Source organism: Streptomyces sp. MH60, from assembly GCF_002939385.1.
GTDB lineage: Bacteria > Actinomycetota > Actinomycetes > Streptomycetales > Streptomycetaceae > Streptomyces.
Window position 1 is genome coordinate 19,261 of record NZ_MULI01000016.1, and the last position, 19,141, is coordinate 38,401.

Consider the following 19,141-nt stretch of genomic DNA (forward strand, 5'->3'; position numbering starts at 1 on the left):
CCCCCCGCCGGTGATGCCGACGCCCACGGCGCCGTCGGCGTCGCCCCCGTCCCCGGCGTCGGCCTCGCCCTCGTCCGTCCCCGGCCCGAGGGACCCCGGGCCGGGTAGCGCTGCCGGTGCCGGGCCGGGGGGCCTGGGGCCGGGCGCGGGGCACCCGTCCGGCAGGCTCGCCCTCTCCGTCGCGGCGACCTCGACGCAGGGCGCCCAGAGGCGCGGGCGGCGGATCAGCTGCACCGTGGCGCTGGCGGTGGCCGGAGCGCTGGCGGCGGTGACGGTGGGCTCGGTGTTCGTCCTGGACCTGCTGCCGGGCTCGGGCGACGACGCGCACAACGCGGGGAGCGACGACGGCGCCCACGAGCCGCCCGCCGCCACCCCCGGCGGGCTGCCCGCACGCTACGTCGGCACCTGGGAGGGGCAGGCCGCCGCCCTGGACGGCAAGCTGCCGCTGGGCACCTTCCGGATCACCATCAAGCAGGCGACGGCCGGCCAGGAGCTGGGCAGGCTCCGCCAGACCGACCCGCTGGGCGGCGTCTGCGTCGACGTGATCACCCTCAAGAAGGTGACGGAGAAGCAGATCGTCGCCGGGTCCGTCGGCGCCGAGGGCAACCACGACGGCTGCAACCCCGCCCCCACCACCGTCACCTTCACCCCGGTCGGCGACGACCTCGACTACGCCTCGAAGAGCGAGGAGTCGGGACGACCGGAGGCACGGCTGTCGAAGATCGGGTAGCCGGGGCGGCAGGAGGGCGAGGACCGCGGTGACGGCCCCCGCCCGTGGGACGCGGGGGCCCCGCCGTCCACCGGCTCAGCCCGGCACCACGACCGTACGCAGCTCCCCGTCGCCCAGGTGCAGCATGCCCTTGCCCGGCGTGACCTGGCCGCCGACCATCTGGCGCGAGACGCGCAGGCCGATGAGGTCGCCGCTGGAGGACTCCTGCGGGGAGAGCAGGATGCCGCGGCGGGCCTTCTTGGCGTCCACCTGCCAGCCGGAGAAGCCGCTGCACACGTCCTCCTCGTCACCGGCGATGACGAGGGCGAGGCCGCGTTCGGCCCCCCGGGAGACGATCTTCTTCATCTGACTCTCGGCGTCGCAGTCCTCCAGGATCTCGCCGTCGTCGACGAGGACGGCGATGGGCTCCTCCAGGCTCGCCCCGTCGATCAGCTCCTCGAACTCGTCCTCGTCGATGTCGTCCCCGGTGAAGACCTTCAGCACGCCCTCCGCGCCCTCCAGTTGGCGCACCGGCGACTGGCGGGGCGCCGCCACGACCAGCCGGGTGCCCTGGGCGAGGAGCGACTGGGCGACGTTCATCAGCACCGTGGAGCGGCCCGACTTGGCCGGTCCCGCGATGACGAAGGACGGCACGCCGTCGGCCAGGTCGGGGCCGAAGCCGACGATCTCGTCGCCACCGATGCCGATCAGCGCCCACAGCTTGGAACGGGACGCCTCCGGGTCCCGCATCTCCCAGGCCTCGGGGAAGGAGATCCGGCTGGGCAGGCTGTCGACGCGGAACGGACGCCGGGCGCGCGGCACGTCGGCGTCGCGCGCGGCGGCGGCCTCGCCGATCGCGGAGATCGCCGCCGCCTGGCCCTGGCCGGTGGTGTCCTCGGAGAGCAGCGCGAACTGCGTCTCCGTACCCGCCTCGTTGCGGAAGGCGCGGCCCGGCGGGATCTCCTCGGGCACCTTGCGGGTGGGGATGCCGAGCGAGGCGAAGTCGCTGCGGTCGGCCAGCCGCAGGCCGTACTTGTCCTCGGTGAGGGTCGCGATGCGGCCCACGAGCAGCGTGCGGTCACCGGTCAGGACCAGGTGGATGCCGACGCTGGCGCCCTCGCGCATCATCGTCTGCAACTCGTCGGTCAGCGACCCGTGGTCGACCTCGCCGAGGGTGGGCACCCACCCCTCCCAGCGGTCGAGGAGCACGACGATGTGCGGCAGCCGCTCGCTCTCCGCCACGGAGGCCCGCTGCTCACCGATGTCCGCGAACCCGGCGTCGGCCAGCAGGTCCTGACGGCGCGACAGCTCGCCCTTGAGCCGGTTGACGAGCCGTACGACCCGCTCGGTCTGGTTGCGGCCCACCACCGCGCCGCAGTGCGGCAGCCGGGTCAGCGCGTTCAGGGCGCCGTTGCCGCAGTCGATGCCGTACAGGTGGACGTCGGCGGTGGAGTGGGTGCGGGCCAGCGAGCCCGCGATGGTGCGCAGCACCTGGGAACGGCCGCTGCGCGGAGCACCGCCGATCATCAGGTGCCCGAAGCTCGCGAAGTCGACGACGACCGGGCGGCGGGCCTGGTCGGAAGGCAGGTCCTCGATGCCGTACGGGGCGGGCGGCAGCTTGCCCGGGGCGGCACCGGCGAGCGCCGGCACCTCGATCTCGTCCAGCAGCAGCATCTCGTCCAACGCCGGCAGCCAGGGGCTGTGCTGGGCGGGGATGCCCATCGACCGGTTGGCCTCGCGCACCGCGTCGACCAGCACCTTGAGGTCGGTGATCTCGTCGTCCTCGCGGGACTCGGTCTTCGGCTTGGTCAGCGCCGCCCGGCCCAGGTCCTCCCAGCCCAGCGGCCCCACCCAGGGCGCGAGCGCGGTGGGGTCGGCGGCGCCGGGCCGACGGCCACCGACGCGCCCCGACTGGAAGGGGACCAGGGAGGAGTGGCCGAGGCGCACGTAGGCGCGGCCCGGGGTGTTCTTGGAGATGTGCCCGGCCTCGGGCGAGTCGATGACGTCCGACGACTCGCCGCCGTCGGTCACGCGCAGCGCGATCCGGAGGTTGGTGTTGGCGCGGATCTCGGGGGAGACCACACCGCTGGGCCGCTGCGTGGCGAGCAGCAGGTGGATGCCGAGCGAACGCCCTCGCTGGGCGATGTTGACGAGCCCGGTCACGAAGTCCGGCAGGTCCCGCACCATGGAGGCGAACTCGTCGATCACGATGAGCAGCCGGGGCACCGGAGCGTGCGAGGGGTCGCGCCTGACGAGATCCTGGTAGTCCTCGATGTCCTTGGCGTCGGCGGCGGCGAGGATGTGCTCGCGCCGCTTCAGCTCGGCCCCCAGCGACTCCAGCGCCCGCTCGACCAGGTGCGCGTCGAGGTCGGTCACCATGCCGACGGTGTGCGGCAGCTTCACGCAGTCCTTGAACGCGGACCCGCCCTTGTAGTCGACGAGCACGAAGGTCATGTTCTCGGGCGTGTTCGCGACGGCGAGGGCCGCCACGATGGTCTGCAGCAGCTCCGACTTACCGGAACCGGTCGTACCGGCGATGAGGCCGTGCGGCCCGTCCTTGCGCATGTCGATGCCGAACGGGCCGTCGTACGACTCGCCGACGACGGCCATCGTCGACTGGCCGCCCATCCGCCACCGCGCGCCGATCGCGTCGGCCGTCGGCGGCTCCAACTGGAGCACGTCGAGCAGCCGGCTGGCGCCGGGCAGCGCCGAGTCCTCGGTCTCGCCGCTGATGTCGCGCAGCGCGGACAGCGAACGCGCCAGCCGCAGGCACCAGGCGGGCGTGACGAAGTCGGGCCGTACGTCCGTGATCCGCTCGACCCCCGCCTCCTCGACCCGCAGCCGCAGCTTCTCGGTACGGGCCCGCTGCTCGGGCTCGGCGGGGGAGTTGGCGTGCCACGCCTGGAAGGACGGGAACCCTCCGGCGACCTGGCGCGCGGGCTGCTGTTCGGCCTGCCGCCGGCCCCCGTCCTCCTCGGCCTTGGGCTCGGCGACGACGAACGCCTGGCACTCGCCCGGCAGGAACCGCTCCTCGGCGTCGAGGCAGACGGCGAACATCGACACCGCCGGCCCCTCGCGCAACAGCCGTACGACGCCGGGCAGCGACCGCAACCGCCGCGAGCCGTCCCACACCACCACGATGTCCGGATCGGCGAAACTGGACCCCTGCGCGCCGCCGCCCTTCTGCTCGGCGGCCTTCTTGCGGGCGTCGAGGATCTGCGTCAGCTCGCCGATGCGGGCGCCGACGGTCTCGGCGTCGGTGCCGATGAGGAGGTTGACGTCCTGGCCCCCGGAGGGCCGCGCGTGCGGCAGCCACCGCACCCAGTCCCACTCGCTCTGCGCTGAGTTCTCGCTCAGCACGTAGAACTGCACGTCCATCGGACTGTGCAGCGCGGCGGTCTGCGCGACGGCCCACCGCCCCAGCGCCCGCGCCGAGTCCCCGGGCCCCGCGATGCCGACGACCCCGAGGCCGCGCAGCGACAGTGCGACGGGCGCGTCCTCGATCTTCCAGGTGACCTGACGCCGGTGGTCGTCCTGCTCCGGGTCGTCGAGCACGACCTCGGACGGCAGTCGCCCGGTCCCCACCCGAAGCAGCAGGTGATCACGATCGGTCCGCCGCCGCTCCCAGAGCCGCGTCCGCGGCCCGGTCCCGATGGACAGGACGACCGCCGGGTCGGGAATGGCCTGCCGCCGGTCGTTCCGCTCGGCGACCAGCGCGTCCTGCGCGTCCTTCTCGATCCGCGCCTTCTGCTCCTCGTACTCCTTGACCTGCTTGGCATGGGACTTGCGCCCGTGCTTCTTGTCGTTGAAGTAGTTGGCGAACAGCAGGATCGGACTGAGCCCCGCCATGATCAGGTAGTACCAGCGCCCGAACACCGCCACGGCCACCACGGCACCGACGAGCGGCGTCAGCGCCATCAGCCAGGGCAGCGGCCGGGCCTCGTACTCGCGGGGCGGCGAGGGCAGCCGGAAGTTGGTCTGCCGTTCGGCCGGACGCAGCCGGGGCGGCCGGTTGTAGTCCAGTCCCACCCCGTCCTCGGACCACTTGAGCGCGGCGTTGGGCGGCGCGTACCGGGCCAGCTCGACCAGCGAGTTCCCGACCGCTATCTGCCCCCCGAGCGGCCAGTCGTCCCCGTCCCGGTCCTTGACGGGCTCCCCGTCGAGGGTGACGCCCTCCTTGTCACCGTGCACGGCGACCTTGCAGGTCCCGTCGGTGGCGACGGAGAGGGTGAGGGCACGGGCGTCGACCTCGGGATCCTCGATACGGACGTACGCGGCCGGACCGCTCCCGATGTCGTACTTCCCCACCCCGAGCCGGTGCACGAACCCGGCCCCCGGCCCGCCGACGACCCGCAACTCCACGAGCCCGGTGGGCTCCCCGGGCAGACACCCGGACGGATCCTGGAGACTGACGACCGCGCCCTCGCGCAACGGCGACCCGACGACCGTGGCGGACGGATCGACGGCGTACCCGTCGACGTAGACGAGCGGCGCACCGCCGGCGCCCGCCTGGCCCTGATGCCCGATGGGAATGACCTGCGCGCCCGCGACCCCGACCTGCCTGGCCAGCTCCTCGGCGATGTCCCCGACGGTGGACTCGGGGTCCGCGTCGAGCACGACGTCGGCGGAGCCCCCGCCGTACGGATCGACGACGGTCAGAGTCAGTCGCACGCTTGTCCTCCCCAGGCGAGCCCCTGCGGCCGCTTCCACACCACGGCTCACAGTCCAGGCGACGATATCCGCTGGGTGTCGCGGTCCTGCAACAGGGCGGTGACCGGACGTTCCCCTTGGCAACGCAGGGATGTGACACCAGTGGCCTCCCCCGTAAGCTGCTGCATCAAGAGCGGACGATCACACCGGTCGTTACATCCGACCGGTGTGACCGGTGCGCCGGTTCGATCCGCAAACGAGGAGCCACGGGGGTTGGCCCTGCGGCGTTGTGAGAGGAAGCGGCTTCATGCCCAAAGACCTTGACATCACATATCAGGACATGCGGGATGCCGCCAAGCATGTCGTGAAGGAGAAGGAAAAGCTCCAGGAGAAGCTCGACGGCCTCCGCAAGTACATCGCGAACCTGGTCGAGTCGGGCTACGTCACGAAGTCCTCCTCCAAGGCCTTCGACGACAACTTCGACGAGTTCACCCGCGGTGCCAAGGACACCCTCGACGGCCTCGACGGCATGGGCGACTATCTCACCATGGCGGCCGACAAGTTCGAGCAGATCGACGACGAACTGGCCAAGCAGGCGCGGAGCAAGTGACTCCTCGCCGGTAGGCGTGCACATCCCCGCCGGGAGCGGCCCCCGGAACCTGGTTCCGGGGGCCGCTCTTCGCGACCGTATCGCCGCCAGCACCCCGCGAAATGCTGCTGGCGCGCGCGCCCGTCACCTTCGCGACCGGTGCGGCGCCACAGGCATGAAGGACGCGCCGGTCTCCCTGACACGGAGCGCAACGACATCCAGCACGAGCTTCCGGGGTGGCCAGAGGGTCCGTCCTTCACTGCTCGGTCGACGATGAAGTTCTCTGGCAGATTCCACGCGCAGAGATCGGTGCGGCAGGACTGGAAAACTTCCAAGACTCTGCCCGAACGGCTCGCTGCTGCCTTCGGGGCCTCTGAAGTGAGACTCGTGCTGGATGAAGAAGGGTGTGACATCGATATCTCGGACGGTCACCCCGAAGAATTCTGGGCGAGAGGATCGTCGAACGACACGGTCCGGAGAATGGCTGACATCAAGTGGTAGATCTCGGTCCAGTAGTCCATGGACGGTGTGTTGAGGGTGAACACCGCCGTGTACGGACCTGTGGGAAAGGGGACGTGCACCTGAATCTGGCCAGTGAGAAGCTTCGTCTCCTTGGAGTCGTTCGTGGCCTCGGGGTTGAGAGGGTACTCGCGCAAGGTGATGCAGGAGACCGCCGGGCCGCAGGGGAGATCGACCCAGATGGCGTTGTTGTACGGGTCGCCGGACAGAGTCGCCAGGATGCCCTGCGCGACCACATCGGTGTCTTCCTCGGAATGGTCGGTCGGGATGATTCCCACGGTGAAGGCGCAGTGGGCGACCCCCTCGGCAGGTTCGTAACGCCTCTCCTCGTCGGTGTCCGAGGTCGTGTCGTGTTCGGCGGTGGAGAAGAGGCCCAGGGCGGAGTAAGAGAGCCCAGTAGACGCCATCAGTTCCCCCATGGCCGCGTAGTACGGGGCAGCAGATTCCCAGATGCTTTCATCACCGCGGGAGTACAACTCCCGTACCAGCGCTGATGCGCGCTCCGCGCGTCCCTCCGGAGTGGCGTCCAGTGGAAGGGCGAAGAACCCCTCCGGGGCGACGAACCAGAGGGGCGGAAGGCCGTCCGTGCCCGGTACGGCCTGTGGAATGGATATGTCAGACGTCATATGAAATATTGTGCCGTTCTCGTCCGGTGTGAGGCACGCACCGTGTGTCCCTGTCAGGTGAGAAAGTCGTCCGGGTGATATTCAGTCAGTTCGAGTTCGGTGCCCTCTGTGTTCATGACGGTGTTCATGCCGGAGTGTCCGAAAAAGGCGTCTACTGTACTGGGAGCGATTACCTCGATGCGAAAGCAGCCGCATGCGTTCCGCTTGACGAGCGGCGCCTGGGAATCCGGCGCCCGTGTCGATGCGAACCGCTCCGCAGTTTCCCGTTGAGCGGTTGTCAGAGAACCGAGAGGGATGAAGTCGAGCGGCTCGATGAGATAACGAGTCAGTCTCTCTCGTTTCACGCTGCTGAACCTGCCCCACGAACCGTCCGTGAAAACAATTTTCACGTCGTTGCCGACTTTGAAGTCCCGCAGTTCCACGCTCTTGATGCCGGACCGCCCAATCTCCCACAGAGGTTCGTCGTCGATGAGGGTGTCGTCTCCCTTGACGTACGGGAAGCCAACGATCACCAAGCGACGGTCCGTGACGACCGCGTGCGTGCGGTAGTGATCGGGCGAGGACCGACCCGGGTCCAACTGCCACGGCAGGGTCCGAGCCGTGGTGTCCGGGGCGGCCCAGATGACCGGGAAATCCTCGACCTCGTCCGCACGGTCGTCAGAGATGTCTGCACCGGTCCCCCCGGACGGCCCGCCAACGCTCCCGCCTTGGGAGGACAGCGCTCCCCATGCCAGGGTGACCGCAGCGATCGCCGTGCCCTTGAGCGTGTTCAGCGCGGTGGCCTTCGGCGCCGACCGCGCCGTGTAGACGGGTCCTTCCGGCCAGCCGGGCAGTTGCCCCTGGATGTCTTTGCGCTCTGTGTCGCGGAACCAACGCTTTCCCCTGACGCGCATCGCCGCGCCGGAGGCGAACACGACGGGGGCGCGAGCGAGAAGAGTCTCCCCCCGCGGGGGTAGCCAGAGAGTCATGGCCGTCGTTCCTTCTCCATAGCGGGCATGGCGGTAATGCGTTCCTCCGGAATATCAGTCACTCAGGTGCCCGTAGATCTTCGGGGCGACCTTGAGGCCGGCGTCCAGCGCTATCCCGGCCGCACTGAAGGGTTCCAGATTCACTCCCGGTATCAGGTTCGCGCCCTTGGTTCCGATCAACTGACCCGGGTGGTAACCGGCGTAGGACAGGCCGCCCATGCGCGACATCAGGCCGCTGGTCGAGTGCGCGACCTCGAAGACCTCGTCGGAGAGGCCGCCGATCTTCACCAGGCCTGCCTTGCCCAGGCCCCCAGTGATATTGGCGGACTCCTTGCCGAAGGAAAGCACCACGCGCGCCCTACCGATTTCGGTGGCCTTGAATCCTTTGCCCAGTCTGCTCGCGGTAGTGGCCGCCTTGGCTGCACCGACGACCTTCGCTCCCTTGCCGAGCATGCCGATGCCCGGCAGCAACCCCACGGCGTCGAGACCGATTTGTGCCCAGCCCACGTCGGCACCTGCCGCCTTCGCCACCCCATGAGTCGCCAGTGACAACCCGGCGCCGATGAGTGCGGCCGTTCCGAAGATCGCTGAGAGGGGAGGGAACGGAAGGGTCACGATGGCCAGCATGCCGAGTACTGCCGTGATGTCGCTCAGCACGTCGCCGATCGCCTTGATCAGGTCGGCGTGTTCCTTCAGCCAGTCGCCGGTGGCGTCCCAGGCGTCGGCGATGCCCTTGCCGAGTTTGTCCCAGAAGCCGGGCTCGTTGGGCGCGATGTCGGCGGCCTTGTCCAGCTCCTTGCCGATGTTGCGGGCCGCTTCCCTGAAACGTTCCTCCAGGTCGTGGACCTTCTGGATGACTCCGTCGACCGCGCTGGACGCCTCGCCGAGTTCCTTGCTGCCCTTGCCGTCTGCCTTGGCCTCGGCGTCGGACCTCGCGTCGAGCTTCTCGCCGGCCGACTTCTCCAGCCGGTTCGCCTCGTCCTGGAACTCCTTCAGCTCGTTGGACCACCGGTGCAACGCGCGTGAGGCCTTGTCGAACGACTCGAAGCTCTTGCGGATGAGCGGGGTGACGTCCTCGCCTATGTACTCGGTGAACGCGATCGCGGTCTTGCCCTTCCAGGCGCCGCATTCGATGCGCTCGAGTTCTCTCACCGCGGTGCCCAGGTCACTGGCCAGACCACCGAGCTTCTTGGCGAGGTCGCGGGTGTCCTCGACATCTCCAGGGGTGGGGTCCCAGCCTATGTTCGGGAACGCGGGACGCGTACCGGCCACGTCTACTTCCCCTTCTTGGCCTTGGCGGCTTTGAGGGACTCGGCCAGCTCCAGGTCGAGGTCGCCGAACGTGTCGCCGATGTGGTTGATCATCTTCACGGCGCCTTGCGTGTGCTTGCCCAGCTGCTTGATCCCGTAGCTCCACTCGTCCGCGAAGTCCTGGACGTCGTCGATGAGTTTCGGTTCACCGACAGCCGAGGCGTCGGCGCCGCGCAACGTCCGGCGCGTGGCTTCCATGCGGTCGCTGATGGTGGAGAACGTCTCCTTCAGGTGCTGGAAGATGGTGTCGTCGAGTGTCAGATCGCTCATGCGGCGGTCGGGTCCCTCCGGGCGTTGGGGTCAAGCTCACTGACCGTATCGATCAGCCGCCTGATTTCGCCACCGCGAACTGGTCAAGTGTCGCCGGGCCGCCGGCCTGGGTCAGCCCTCGTACTCGGACGGCTTCCGCAGCCGCACGCTCCTTGCGAAGTCGTCGATCGCGTCGAAGGACGCCTCCAGGAGGGCCGGGTCGTCGTAGTGACCCTTGAGGAGCAGATCGATGTTGTTGGACGGGTCGTTCCACGCGTAGCTGACGGAAAGCATCAGGTGGCCCTCGGGGGCCGTCCAGCTGCGCAGGCAGCGCAGGCCGGTTCCGAGGTGAGGGGAGTCGAAGGGCGTCGTCTCCACTCGCTCGCTGGCCTCCGCGGTGCCTGGATCCGGCTCCGCGAGCATGCTCAGGTGCAGCTCGCTGTGTTCCTCGTCGCAGGCGAACTGCTTGGCGAAGAACACCAGCGGGGCCGCCTGCGGCGGCATGGGGCCGAAGATGAACGCCTGGTCCGCCTCGACGCGGTGTCCCAGCATGGCCGCCGAGCCCTCCAGGAACTTCTTCATCTGCCGCTTCTCGCGCCAGGTGAGTTTGCGCTGGTGGAGTAGGCCGATCGCCTCCAACTGGAGGTCCAGCCACTCGGCGAACTCCGACTTGCCGAGCCTCAGGGGCATGTGGAACCAGAGTGCCGGGTCAGCGTCCGTGTCGACGATCATCATGTGTGGCTCCAGCGGAAGGTGGTCATCACGGCGTCGAACAGTTCGACCAGTGTCTCGGTGAACTCGGTGTCCATGTCGGGGGCGACCAGTGTGCTGAAGGAGAACGTCAGCCACTTGGCCGGGGCGCTGTGCGGGATCGGCACGGCGTACTGCACACGCCAGGAAGGGACCTCGACCCCTCGGTCGGGATCGGCGGGCAGCTTGCTCAGGGTGCGGACGGCGGCCGTACCGTCCAGTTCGCGCGCCGAGGCGTCATCGGCGTCCCGCGCGAGGTCGACCAGTACCGACTCGTGCTTCGCGTTGCCCGTCGGTGAAGCCAGCGGTTCGGAGGCGATGAACGAGGCCGGGATGAGCATTCCGTGCACGCGCTCCACGGGGAGGTACAGCGTCAGCCCGTTGGAGTCGCGGGCCTTGCGGACCGCCTGCTTCAGCTCCTTGACGAGCTGCATCCGGGCCTTGGGTATGTCGTCCTTGGGGAAGCCGGCCGGGAGTTGAGACACCGAGGTGCGCACGATCCGCTGGATGGCGTCCTTCGTACCGGCCTGCAGCGGAATGGTGTCCCAGCCGGGCGGCGGAACGAGATTGAAGCCGGTCGGGACGCGCCCGGAGTCCGTTGTCTCCGGGTCGTCCACGGTGTTCTCACGAGACGGCACTGCGGTTCCTGACCCTCTCCGCGACCGACGTCGCACCGACCAGCACGGTGAACAGCGGGGCTCCGACGATGCCCGGCCAGAAGGAAGTGAACAGGCTCGGCAGCAGCAGCGCCCAGCCCATGGCGAGGTCACGCGTCAGCAGGGGCGGTCGCGCACTCGGCACCGGGTTCTTGATCAGGATCCAGAGCAGGTTCAGGAGGCAGCCCGCAAGCAGGATCCAGTAGATCCAGAACAGGATGTCCCGGCCGGAATCGGGAAGCAGCAGTGCGATGCCGATCAGCGGGACGATCGACACCAGGGCGCCGATGATGGTCACCCGGACCCTGAAGTTCGCGCCTGTGCCCAACTGTTCTCTGACCGAACCTGCCATGTCTCCCGCTCTCCCTGCCGTGTGCGCCCGACCGTTCAACGGCGCTCTGCCCGCTTGATCACCAGTGGGTGTCCGGTGCCGGCATCCAGCCGCTTTCCTTCCAGGTGTTGTAGTCGTCGTTGTAGGGCTTGTCTCCGGGAAGCAGACCGTGTTCGGCCAGCCACCCCACCGAGTCGCTCTTGCTCAGGGACTTGTCCATGACGTCCACGGCCATGCCACCGTACCCGGCGGTCATGGCGGCCCCGTAGCCCAGGTTTCCGAGCGTGGTGGTGCCGCCCGACACGGCACCGGGGAAGGCCCCCTTGTTCGCACGGAGCTGTCCGAAGAGGCCGGCGGCCTCGTCATCGCCCAGGTGCTTCCATTTGCCGAGCGTCGACACCGCGGTGGGTCCCTTGGTGACCAGTCCTGCCTCGCGGGAGATCTTCTTCAGCGTGAAGTGGCGCAGATCGGAGAAGAACTTCCGGGACACGTCGTCCTGCGCGCCGGCCATGGCCCGGCTCAGGTCGTTCAGCATCCCCTTGTGCGACCGGAGCCCCGCCTTGAGACCGGCGGTCCTGCTGGTCTGCGCGGCCGTGGAGGCTGCCTTGTTCGCGCCCTTGAGCGCGGTGATGCCCCCTCGGCCGATGCCCATCAGGAGCAGGCCGCCGACGTCGAAGGCGAGGTCGGTCCAGGAGGCGTCCCCGGAGGCGACCAGTAGGGATCTGGTCAGGATGGTCAGTACGGCGATGCCGAGGACCAGGAAGTTCAGTCCGGGGATCCAGATGGCGACGATTCCCGCGATGGTCGCGACCCACCCCATCCCGTCCAGAACCTTCTTGATCCAGTCCGCGTTGTCGTGCATCCACCCCTTGACGTCGTCCCACCACGAGTCCTCGATCACGTCGTCGATCTCGTCGCGGATCTTCCCCGCATGGTGGTTGGCGCGGGAGTCCCGGTCGCCGGTGAGAGTGTGCAGCCGGGTGCGGTACGACTGGAGGGGGTCGTCGACGGGACTGGTGCCGCTGGGCGACGCGTGCGGGACGTCCTTGTCCTCCGAGGCGGCTTTCTTGGCCTTCTCGGCATCGACCTCCCCCTGCTTCTCCTTGGCCTGGCGCAGGATCTCGTCGGCGTCGCCCTGGAAGTCCTCCAGCTCGTTCGACCACTTGGTCAGGTGGCCGTGCACCCGCTCGTACCGGCCGGCCACCTCCCGCATGTGCTTCTCCAGCGTCGATGACTGCTCGCGCAGGGCCTTCACGTACTTGCCCTTGAGCGTCTCGTCGTCGCTGATCGCCTTGAGGTTCTTGGCCTGGTCCCGGAGCTTCTTGGCCACCGAGATCATGTGCTTGACCTCGGCGCGGATCTCCTCCGGATCACCGGGTACGGGATCGGAGTCGCAGAGCGGCTGCCAGTCCACCGGACGGCGCGTGGATGTCGGTGTCATGGCGTCACTTCTTCTGCTTCTTCTTGTCCTTCTTGGCCAGCTGCTCGTCGAGGTCCTCGAATGCCTTCTTGCTGCCGGCCACGAGCTTGCCGACCGATTCGATCGACTCGACGAGCTTGGTGCGGTAGTCGTCCCAGTTGTCGACGAAGTCCTCCATGGCTCCGGCGACGGCACCGGACCCCCAGTGCTCCTTCATGTCGTCCCGGCGGCTCTCGATGTCCTCGAAGGTCTTCTTGAGCTGGCCGAGCTTACGCTCGCAATCCGCGAGAAAGTCGTAGTCGACCGTCAGGTCCGGCTCGCCCATGCAGTGTCCTTCCCCCGTGTTCGATCTGACTGTGCCGTGCGCCGTGAGGCAAAGGTTCGGCCAAGACGTCTGACGTTAGTGGTGGGGTTGGCGGTTTCGCCAGCGCGAACTTCTCCGACGGTTCAGGACACGGTGCGTAGCCGCCGCATGAGGTGCTTGTGGATCTCGCTGCGTTCTTCGTCGGTGATGACGGTCAGCCACGATCCGTCGGAGAAGACGATGCGGAGCCTGTCGCTTCGGTGGACGCCGAGGAGTGGATCCTCCACCCGGGCTTCCGAGGCGGGAATCTCGGCGACGACCACCATGCGCTCGGCCTGCCGGACGGACACCCGCTTGGGAGGAGCGGCCAGCACGATGCGGTCCGGTGTCAGTACGAGCAGGCGCTTGGGGTGTGACGAGTGCCCGTACCAGCGCAGCAGGAACTGTCCGGCCGCCGCCGTCCAGTCCCCGTCGAAGAGCTGGTCCAGGGCGTGGGCCTTGATGGCCTTCTTCCGCTCCTCCTCGTCCAGGGCCCGAGCGCGGGCCCTGGCACGCTTCTTGGAACTCAGGAGCCATTCCGCCAAGTCCTCCAACGAAGCGAGCAGCGCCAAGAGCGCCCCGACGGGCCAGAGGACGGCTATGAGCGCGACGCCCAGCATGCCGAGCGGCCGGATGAGCGCAGGGCGTACGGACGCTCCGCCCGCAGCCCTGCGCATCTCCGTGGGCGGTTCTGGAATCTTGCTGATCCGACACCAGGCGGCACAGTCCGCCTCAAGGCCGAGTCGCGTCTTCGCGACCTTCGCGAGCCCTGTCGATCTCATCAGCGGTTGACCGCCTGGATCTCCTGGACCGTGACCGCCTGGGCGTTCTGGAAGGTGCCGTCAGGCAGGTCGCCGCCCGCGCCGCCGGTGCCGGTCCAGGCGATCTCCCAGGTGATGGTGGCCTGGAGGTCGAAGGTGCCGTCTCCCGACGAGCGGAGGTACTTGATGCCGCAAGGTGGCGTTCCGTCGGCCTTGCCCTTGGCGTAGGGCTCGCCGATGGAGCCGTCGTCGTTGATCGTGCACTCGCCGGACGCCGGATACGTCTCGGCGTCCGGGGCGCCCGGCTCCAGCTTGAGCGAGACCGGCTTCGCGGTGGTCGTGGCCGTGAGGGCGAAGCCGGGGGCGTTGATGGCCGCGGTGGCCTGCACCTCGTGGAAGTCGGCCTTGTCGAGCCAGGCCCAGGTCGGCAGGTTCACCTTCGTGGTCCCGGCGGGGGCGAGGGTGACCTCGGTGCCGGGCAGCTCCATGTGCTGGTACGCGAGGGCGGCGAGTATCTCCGGGGTGATGGCCTCCTCGTACTGGGGAGGCGGGGCCTCGCCGTTGTCGACCCAGAAGGGGAGGTCCGTGCAGGAGTTGCGCTTCAGATAGTCGGGCTCGTTGGGATTCTCGACGCCGGCCCAGAACATGCCCTCGCCGTCCTTGGCGACGTTGTAGTCCTTGTAACCAGGGGTGTCCGTCCAGCCGTACTCGTCCTCGTAATGGCGCTTCGTCTCCCCGATCGCCGCGGCGGGAGTCCCCGTCATCCCGGGTGCGCTCGCGGCCTCTTTGATGTCGGCGGACATCTTCTTCTTGAAGTCCTTGGCGCCGAGGTAGGGGGCGTACCAGCAGGGTGGGGGAGTCCAGTTGACGTCGGCGGACGTCACGTTTCCAGTGCCGCCGTTCGGCGCGACGGATCCGGAGTACTGGATGCGGACGGCGGCGTAGATGTTGGAACCCTTGCGGCCCCCGACCTCTTTGACGCCGGCGCCCTGGTCGTTCCCGGTCGGTTCCGCGGCGTGGACTGGCGCACCGAGTACGACAGTGCCGAAGGCCAGCAGCAGTGCTGCTGTGCCGGCGCCCAGTGTCGTACGCGCTCCCCCCTTCACTGGCACTGCTTCGCCTTCGTCTCGACGAACACCTTGGATGCCTGCCAGAGGCGTTCGGCCGTGGGGTACTTGACCATGATGATCTCGAAGTGGTCGAAGTCGGCGATGCTGGGCTCGCTCTTGAGGACCTTCCCGGTCTTGACCTCCTTCCCGTAGAACTTGCTGGAGTCCACGCAAAAGGCGACCTCCACCGAGTTGCCGTTGGAGGCAGATCGAGTGGAGACGTCGTAGTGACGTCGGGTGCCGATCGAAGTCCACCCGCCGTCGATGCGGCTGCTGATCTGCGTCTCGGCGTAGTGCAGCCCGTCGCCGGTGGCGTATGCGGCCACGGCGGCGTCCTTGGCCGTGCGCTTGTCGACGCCGCGATAGATCGCGCGGATGTAGTTCGCCGCATCCTCCATCGCGGCCGCTTCGTTCTCGTCCTTCGGCTTGGTCCAGTCGAAGACCAGGTTCATGTCCTTGGGGAGAGACACGTCGACGCCATCCGGCTTGTCCTCCGCGGGTGCCGCCGAGGGCTTCGCCGACTCCTTCGGAGTCTCCGTTCCCTGGTCCGCCCCCGCGATCTTGTCGTTGTCGCTGGACTTGTCGTCCCCGCCCCCGCAGGCCGTCAGCAGCAGTGCGGCTGAGGCGGCGAGCGCGGCAGCAACGGGCAAAGAGCGGCGCTTCACAGTGGACTCCCCGTGAGACAGAAGTGCGGTCAAGGCTACTGACGGTATCTGCGTGCTTCCCGGTTTCGCCAGAGTGAACTGCTTCGGGAATCGCTACGGTGCCCTGGACACGCGAGGGGCTAATGAGGGGCGAGGAGTCACGTGGCACGGCGTCCGGGGGCGCGACCGCTGCAGGTGGGATCGAGCGTATGACGGTGCGTGAGCGGCCCATGGACGGGGCGGTGGATCGCAGCCGTCGGTTCCGGGTGCGGGACGGCGTCGGACTCGTGCTGTTCGTCCTGGTCGGAGCGGCGGTGCTCGTCGGCGTGTTCGCAGGGTCGCGGTGGGCCGCACGCGAGAGCGCGCCCGTGCTGTACGACCTGCCCGGAGGGTCCTGGGGCGTCGGGGGCGTCCTTGGGCTGGTCACCCTCCTCGGGTGGGGCGGTGCCCTGTCGGGGCGGCCTGCGTCCGGTGTGGTCCTGCGCAGAGCTGCCCGCGGCGCGTGCTGTGCGGCTGCCGTCGCGCCGGTCTTCTACCTGTTCAGCGGCCTCAGGGCAAGAACTGCCGGTCCTACGAGCCGGACTGCTCGTACGTCCCCGGCACCGGCCCCGCGCTGCTCGTGTACGTCGGTTGCGTGGCCGTCGTGGGCTGGCTCACCTACCGGCGGCGCCGCGCCGTCCTCGAAGAGCGCCGTGCGCGGGAGCGTGAACGCCTGCGGAAGCTGCGCAAGAAGGGGAAGGGGAAGAGCCGTGCCGTCCGGCGGCCGTAGGCGGCGGCACGCCCGGCCGGCCCGCGCTCACACGAATGCCCGCCTCGGAAGCTCCACGGTCCGCAAACTCACCCACCGCCCCAGCCACTCCCACCGCACCGCGCACGCGAACAGCAGGAACGGCGCCGGAACCCCGACCACCGCGACCGCCCACCCCGGCAGCACCCAGCCCAGCTGGGACACGCACAGGCAGCAGACGAGGAGGGCCGCACCCGTACGGGCGAAGGCGAGCGCCGTTGAGGTCGTCGTACGGCGTGGGGCGGGTGCCGGTTGCAGGCGGGCTGCGACGGAGCAGCCCAGGGCCGCACCCGCGTGCAGTCCCCACAGGATGCCGCCCGGCAGGACGAGGGCGGGCGCGCCCGCGGCCGGGAAGCGGAAGCCGAGTCCGCAGGCCAGGCCCACGACGGCACCGGCCAGGACGCTCGTGAGGACGACGACGCCCGCCGCATGACCCCGCACCTGCTCGCCCAGGGTTTCCTCAGGCCGCACCGTACGGAAGACCGCCCCCGAGACCACCGCGTACACCGGCGTGCCGATCACCAGCACGATCGCCGCTCCGAAAATGCCGCCGCTCCTGCCGGGACCGTCGGTCGAGGGGAAGAGCCCCTCCGCCCACCAGGCCACCGGGGCCAGGAGCAGGACGAGGAGCCAGTAACCGGCCAGCAGGGCCCAGCCCGCGCCGATCCGCGCCCCGCGCCTTCGCGCCACCAGTGTCTGCAGCAGCCCGGCGACGGGCAGCGCGATCAGGGCCCAGGCGAAGAGGGAGGCCTCGCCGGTCCGGTCCCGTTCCTCGGCCTTCGCCCTGGCCCACTCGACCAGCTCGGGCCGGGACACCGCCAACAGCACCGTCAGGGCGAGGGCGAGCAGGCCCGCGGTGACGCCCGCCGCCACCCGCGGTCGGATGTCGCTCACGAACTCGCCCCGCCTGCCAGCTTCCCGTTCTGCGCCTTCACCACCGTCGGCGACAGCCTCGCGTCGCTCGGTCTGCCGTTGGCGATGGCCATGCCGTCGACCGAGAAGTAGACGGCGAGTACGTCGCCGCTGCGGACGATCTCGCCGTGCAGGACGTGCCGGACGCCGCGGAAGGTCATCGTGGACGTGAAGCCGAGCGACTCGTCACCGGTCGGGGTGACCTGCTCCGCCGTGACGGAGTCGTACGGGCTCTCGTTGCCGTTCGCCTCGGCGGTGAAGCCGTCCCCGCACGCGTCCACGGCCTTTCGCGCGTCGGCGAAGGAGGACCGCGCCTTCCCCGGGGCGTAGGACGCCAGCGTGACGTACGTGAAGGTGACACCCTTCGTCAGCTTCGTCGGCGCGTCCGTCGGTCCCGAGGTCAGCCGGGTCAGGTCGGCCTCGGGGGTGCCGAGGGGCAGTTGGTTCATGGCGTACGCGAGGGGCGCGCAGACCGGCTTGACGACCGTCACCTCGTCCGTCGACTTGGCGAAGGCGTACGCGTCGTCCGGCTCGTCCACCTTGAAGCCGCCGGTGTCGGCCTCCGTGACGATCGTCGTGGCCAGGCGCTCGGCGGGGGAGGGGGCCTTCAGCGAGGACGACGACGTGCTCGCCCTCGGTTTGTCGGCCGCCGGGTCCGGGTCCGGGTCCGAGCCGCCGCACGCGGTGAGTGCGGTGAGGGACAGCAGGGACAGGGCGGCGAGGGCTGCCGATGGGGGGCGGTTCACGGGTAGGTGCTCCGTTGCTCCGAGGACGGGAGGTGGTGGGGACGGCGTCAGTGGCCGTGGCCGTCGACCAGTTCGCGCAGCTGCGGAGAGAGCTCCGGTACGCGTGCGCCCGCTGCCTGCGCCGCCTCCAGCTCCTTGACGTACTGCCGGGCTTCCTCGCGCAACGCTTCCTTCTCGCGGCCCTGGCGGTGGCCCGCCAGCCAGATCCAGACGGCCAGGGGAACGAGCAGGAGGGCCGCGTATCCGACCCCGGTGCCCACGGTGACGGCCCAGGTCACGCCGCCCGCGCCGACGAGGATCAGGAGGCAGCCCGCCTCGTCGTGCCAGCCGCCCTCGTCCGCCGTCTGCTCGTAGCGCGAGACGGCCCAGGGCTTCGCCGGTACAGGAACAGGGACAGGCACGGAGGCCGTGGCCGTGGCCGAAGGCGCCGTCGCTGTCTCCGCGGGGGCTGCCGGTGCCGGTTCCACCGGCGGATACGTCGGGATCGGCGCCGCGCCCTTCCCGCCCCCGCTCGTCGTCCGACCCTCCAGCCACGGCGGTATGTGCGCCAGCGGGATGCCGTGGGCGCGGGCGGTGCCGAGGACCTCGCGGTAGCCGGCGAGGGGGCCGTTGCGCAGGGCGCGCTTCCATTGGGTGCGCGCGTGTACGACCAGGGCCACGCCGATGACGGTGAGGGCGGCCGCGGCACCCAGTACGGCGAACAGGTGGGCGTCCAGCGCCGGGGACATCGAGATCCCGAACGGCAGGAACAGGCCCGCCATCAGCGCCAGCAGGCCCAGCCAGGCCGCCGGCCGGCGTTGCTCCGCCTCCAGGGCCTTGCGGCGCTCCGCCAGCAGTTCCGTCACGGCCGCGTCGTCGGTGTAGTCGACGCCGTACCGGGCGCCGATGTCCCGCGCGGCATCCCGTACCCGGGCGTCGGACCGCAACGCCGCCCCGCTCACCGGAAGCAGACTCATCTGTTCCCCCCGTTCTCTCTCCGTACGTGCCCCGTCACTGATCCGAGCGAAGATCATGGCACGGGCCGTCGGGCCCCTCGTGAGTGATTCGTGCAGGACCCATGGG

Annotated in this window: 18 protein-coding genes and 1 pseudogene; 3 read left to right on the plus strand and 16 right to left on the minus strand. The window is 69.3% G+C overall.

Going from position 1 to position 19,141, the window contains the following annotated elements; genetic code table 11:
- Positions 1–730: pseudogene (locus BZZ08_RS39510) on the plus strand (serine/threonine protein kinase); the annotation flags it as partial.
- A 75-nt stretch (positions 731–805) separates the two neighbouring features.
- Here the strand turns inward: BZZ08_RS39510 and BZZ08_RS13285 are convergent.
- Complete coding sequence (locus tag BZZ08_RS13285; protein WP_104632400.1) at positions 806–5,380, minus strand: FtsK/SpoIIIE domain-containing protein; 4,575 nt, start codon at positions 5,378–5,380, stop codon at positions 806–808.
- Between the two features lie 286 nt (positions 5,381–5,666).
- Between BZZ08_RS13285 and BZZ08_RS13290 the strand changes: the two genes are divergently transcribed.
- Positions 5,667–5,969: a WXG100 family type VII secretion target gene (locus BZZ08_RS13290; protein ID WP_016326975.1), complete on the plus strand. Its 303-nt coding sequence runs from the start codon at positions 5,667–5,669 to the stop codon at positions 5,967–5,969.
- A 407-nt stretch (positions 5,970–6,376) separates the two neighbouring features.
- On the opposite strand, the gene BZZ08_RS13295 is transcribed toward BZZ08_RS13290, so the two are convergent.
- The 12 genes from BZZ08_RS13295 to BZZ08_RS13350 all read right to left on the minus strand — a co-directional run bounded on the left by BZZ08_RS13295 (position 6,377) and on the right by BZZ08_RS13350 (position 15,655).
- Positions 6,377–7,093 (minus strand): hypothetical protein, encoded by a 717-nt coding sequence (locus BZZ08_RS13295; protein ID WP_198601451.1) that lies wholly within the window; start codon positions 7,091–7,093, stop codon positions 6,377–6,379.
- Between the two features lie 53 nt (positions 7,094–7,146).
- Complete coding sequence (locus BZZ08_RS13300) at positions 7,147–8,061, minus strand: hypothetical protein (protein WP_104632402.1); 915 nt, start codon at positions 8,059–8,061, stop codon at positions 7,147–7,149.
- Between the two features lie 54 nt (positions 8,062–8,115).
- Positions 8,116–9,333: a hypothetical protein gene (locus BZZ08_RS13305; RefSeq protein WP_104632403.1), complete on the minus strand. Its 1,218-nt coding sequence runs from the start codon at positions 9,331–9,333 to the stop codon at positions 8,116–8,118.
- Positions 9,334–9,335: 2 nt separating this feature from the next.
- Entirely contained in the window at positions 9,336–9,641 is a 306-nt protein-coding gene (locus BZZ08_RS13310; RefSeq protein WP_104632404.1) for a hypothetical protein, read from the minus strand.
- 111 nt (positions 9,642–9,752) lie between these two features.
- Complete coding sequence (locus BZZ08_RS13315) at positions 9,753–10,355, minus strand: hypothetical protein (protein WP_104632405.1); 603 nt, start codon at positions 10,353–10,355, stop codon at positions 9,753–9,755.
- Positions 10,352–11,008, minus strand: coding sequence for a hypothetical protein (locus BZZ08_RS13320; RefSeq protein WP_241965462.1), 657 nt, complete (start codon positions 11,006–11,008; stop codon positions 10,352–10,354). Before BZZ08_RS13320 ends, BZZ08_RS13315 begins: the two co-directional genes overlap by 4 nt.
- The gene (locus BZZ08_RS13325) at positions 10,995–11,378 is read right to left on the minus strand and encodes a hypothetical protein (protein WP_133169194.1); all 384 of its coding nucleotides are present in this window, start codon (positions 11,376–11,378) and stop codon (positions 10,995–10,997) included. The genes BZZ08_RS13320 and BZZ08_RS13325 overlap by 14 nt, the downstream gene beginning before the upstream one ends.
- Before the next feature lie 58 nt (positions 11,379–11,436).
- Positions 11,437–12,798 (minus strand): putative T7SS-secreted protein, encoded by a 1,362-nt coding sequence (locus BZZ08_RS13330; protein ID WP_241965463.1) that lies wholly within the window; start codon positions 12,796–12,798, stop codon positions 11,437–11,439.
- 4 nt (positions 12,799–12,802) lie between these two features.
- Complete coding sequence (locus tag BZZ08_RS13335; RefSeq protein ID WP_104632408.1) at positions 12,803–13,102, minus strand: WXG100 family type VII secretion target; 300 nt, start codon at positions 13,100–13,102, stop codon at positions 12,803–12,805.
- A gap of 122 nt (positions 13,103–13,224) precedes the next feature.
- A complete protein-coding gene (locus BZZ08_RS13340) occupies positions 13,225–13,797 on the minus strand; it encodes a hypothetical protein (RefSeq protein ID WP_133169195.1) in 573 nt (190 codons plus the stop codon).
- A gap of 104 nt (positions 13,798–13,901) precedes the next feature.
- On the minus strand, positions 13,902–14,987 hold the full coding sequence (locus tag BZZ08_RS13345; RefSeq protein ID WP_104632410.1) for a hypothetical protein: 1,086 nt from the start codon (positions 14,985–14,987) through the stop codon (positions 13,902–13,904).
- On the minus strand, positions 14,984–15,655 hold the full coding sequence (locus BZZ08_RS13350; RefSeq protein WP_198601452.1) for a hypothetical protein: 672 nt from the start codon (positions 15,653–15,655) through the stop codon (positions 14,984–14,986). The genes BZZ08_RS13345 and BZZ08_RS13350 overlap by 4 nt, the downstream gene beginning before the upstream one ends.
- 613 nt (positions 15,656–16,268) lie before the next feature.
- Here BZZ08_RS13350 and BZZ08_RS39835 point away from each other — a divergent pair.
- The gene (locus BZZ08_RS39835; protein ID WP_274543267.1) at positions 16,269–16,403 is read left to right on the plus strand and encodes a hypothetical protein; all 135 of its coding nucleotides are present in this window, start codon (positions 16,269–16,271) and stop codon (positions 16,401–16,403) included.
- A 27-nt stretch (positions 16,404–16,430) separates the two neighbouring features.
- Here BZZ08_RS39835 and BZZ08_RS13360 read toward each other — a convergent pair whose 3' ends face one another.
- From BZZ08_RS13360 to BZZ08_RS13370, 3 genes are read right to left on the minus strand one after another with little or no spacing between them, the layout of a single operon-like run.
- Positions 16,431–17,315 (minus strand): hypothetical protein, encoded by an 885-nt coding sequence (locus BZZ08_RS13360; RefSeq protein WP_104632411.1) that lies wholly within the window; start codon positions 17,313–17,315, stop codon positions 16,431–16,433.
- Positions 17,312–18,079, minus strand: a complete 768-nt coding sequence (locus BZZ08_RS13365; protein ID WP_104632412.1) for a hypothetical protein — start codon at positions 18,077–18,079, stop codon at positions 17,312–17,314. Before BZZ08_RS13365 ends, BZZ08_RS13360 begins: the two co-directional genes overlap by 4 nt.
- 47 nt (positions 18,080–18,126) lie before the next feature.
- Entirely contained in the window at positions 18,127–19,035 is a 909-nt protein-coding gene (locus BZZ08_RS13370) for a hypothetical protein (protein ID WP_104632413.1), read from the minus strand.
- Positions 19,036–19,141 lie beyond the last annotated feature (106 nt).

Coding starts and splice junctions, on each gene's coding strand:
- BZZ08_RS13330 (WP_241965463.1), bottom strand. CDS start 12,798: ATGACACCGACATCCACGCGCCGTCCGGTGGACTGGCAGCCGCTCTGC.
- BZZ08_RS13300 (WP_104632402.1), bottom strand. CDS start 8,061: ATGACTCTCTGGCTACCCCCGCGGGGGGAGACTCTTCTCGCTCGCGCC.
- BZZ08_RS13325 (WP_133169194.1), bottom strand. CDS start 11,378: ATGGCAGGTTCGGTCAGAGAACAGTTGGGCACAGGCGCGAACTTCAGG.
- BZZ08_RS13340 (WP_133169195.1), bottom strand. CDS start 13,797: ATGCGCAGGGCTGCGGGCGGAGCGTCCGTACGCCCTGCGCTCATCCGG.
- BZZ08_RS13315 (WP_104632405.1), bottom strand. CDS start 10,355: ATGATGATCGTCGACACGGACGCTGACCCGGCACTCTGGTTCCACATG.
- BZZ08_RS13335 (WP_104632408.1), bottom strand. CDS start 13,102: ATGGGCGAGCCGGACCTGACGGTCGACTACGACTTTCTCGCGGATTGC.
- BZZ08_RS13310 (WP_104632404.1), bottom strand. CDS start 9,641: ATGAGCGATCTGACACTCGACGACACCATCTTCCAGCACCTGAAGGAG.
- BZZ08_RS13295 (WP_198601451.1), bottom strand. CDS start 7,093: ATGACGTCTGACATATCCATTCCACAGGCCGTACCGGGCACGGACGGC.
- BZZ08_RS13370 (WP_104632413.1), bottom strand. CDS start 19,035: ATGAGTCTGCTTCCGGTGAGCGGGGCGGCGTTGCGGTCCGACGCCCGG.
- BZZ08_RS13290 (WP_016326975.1), top strand. CDS start 5,667: ATGCCCAAAGACCTTGACATCACATATCAGGACATGCGGGATGCCGCC.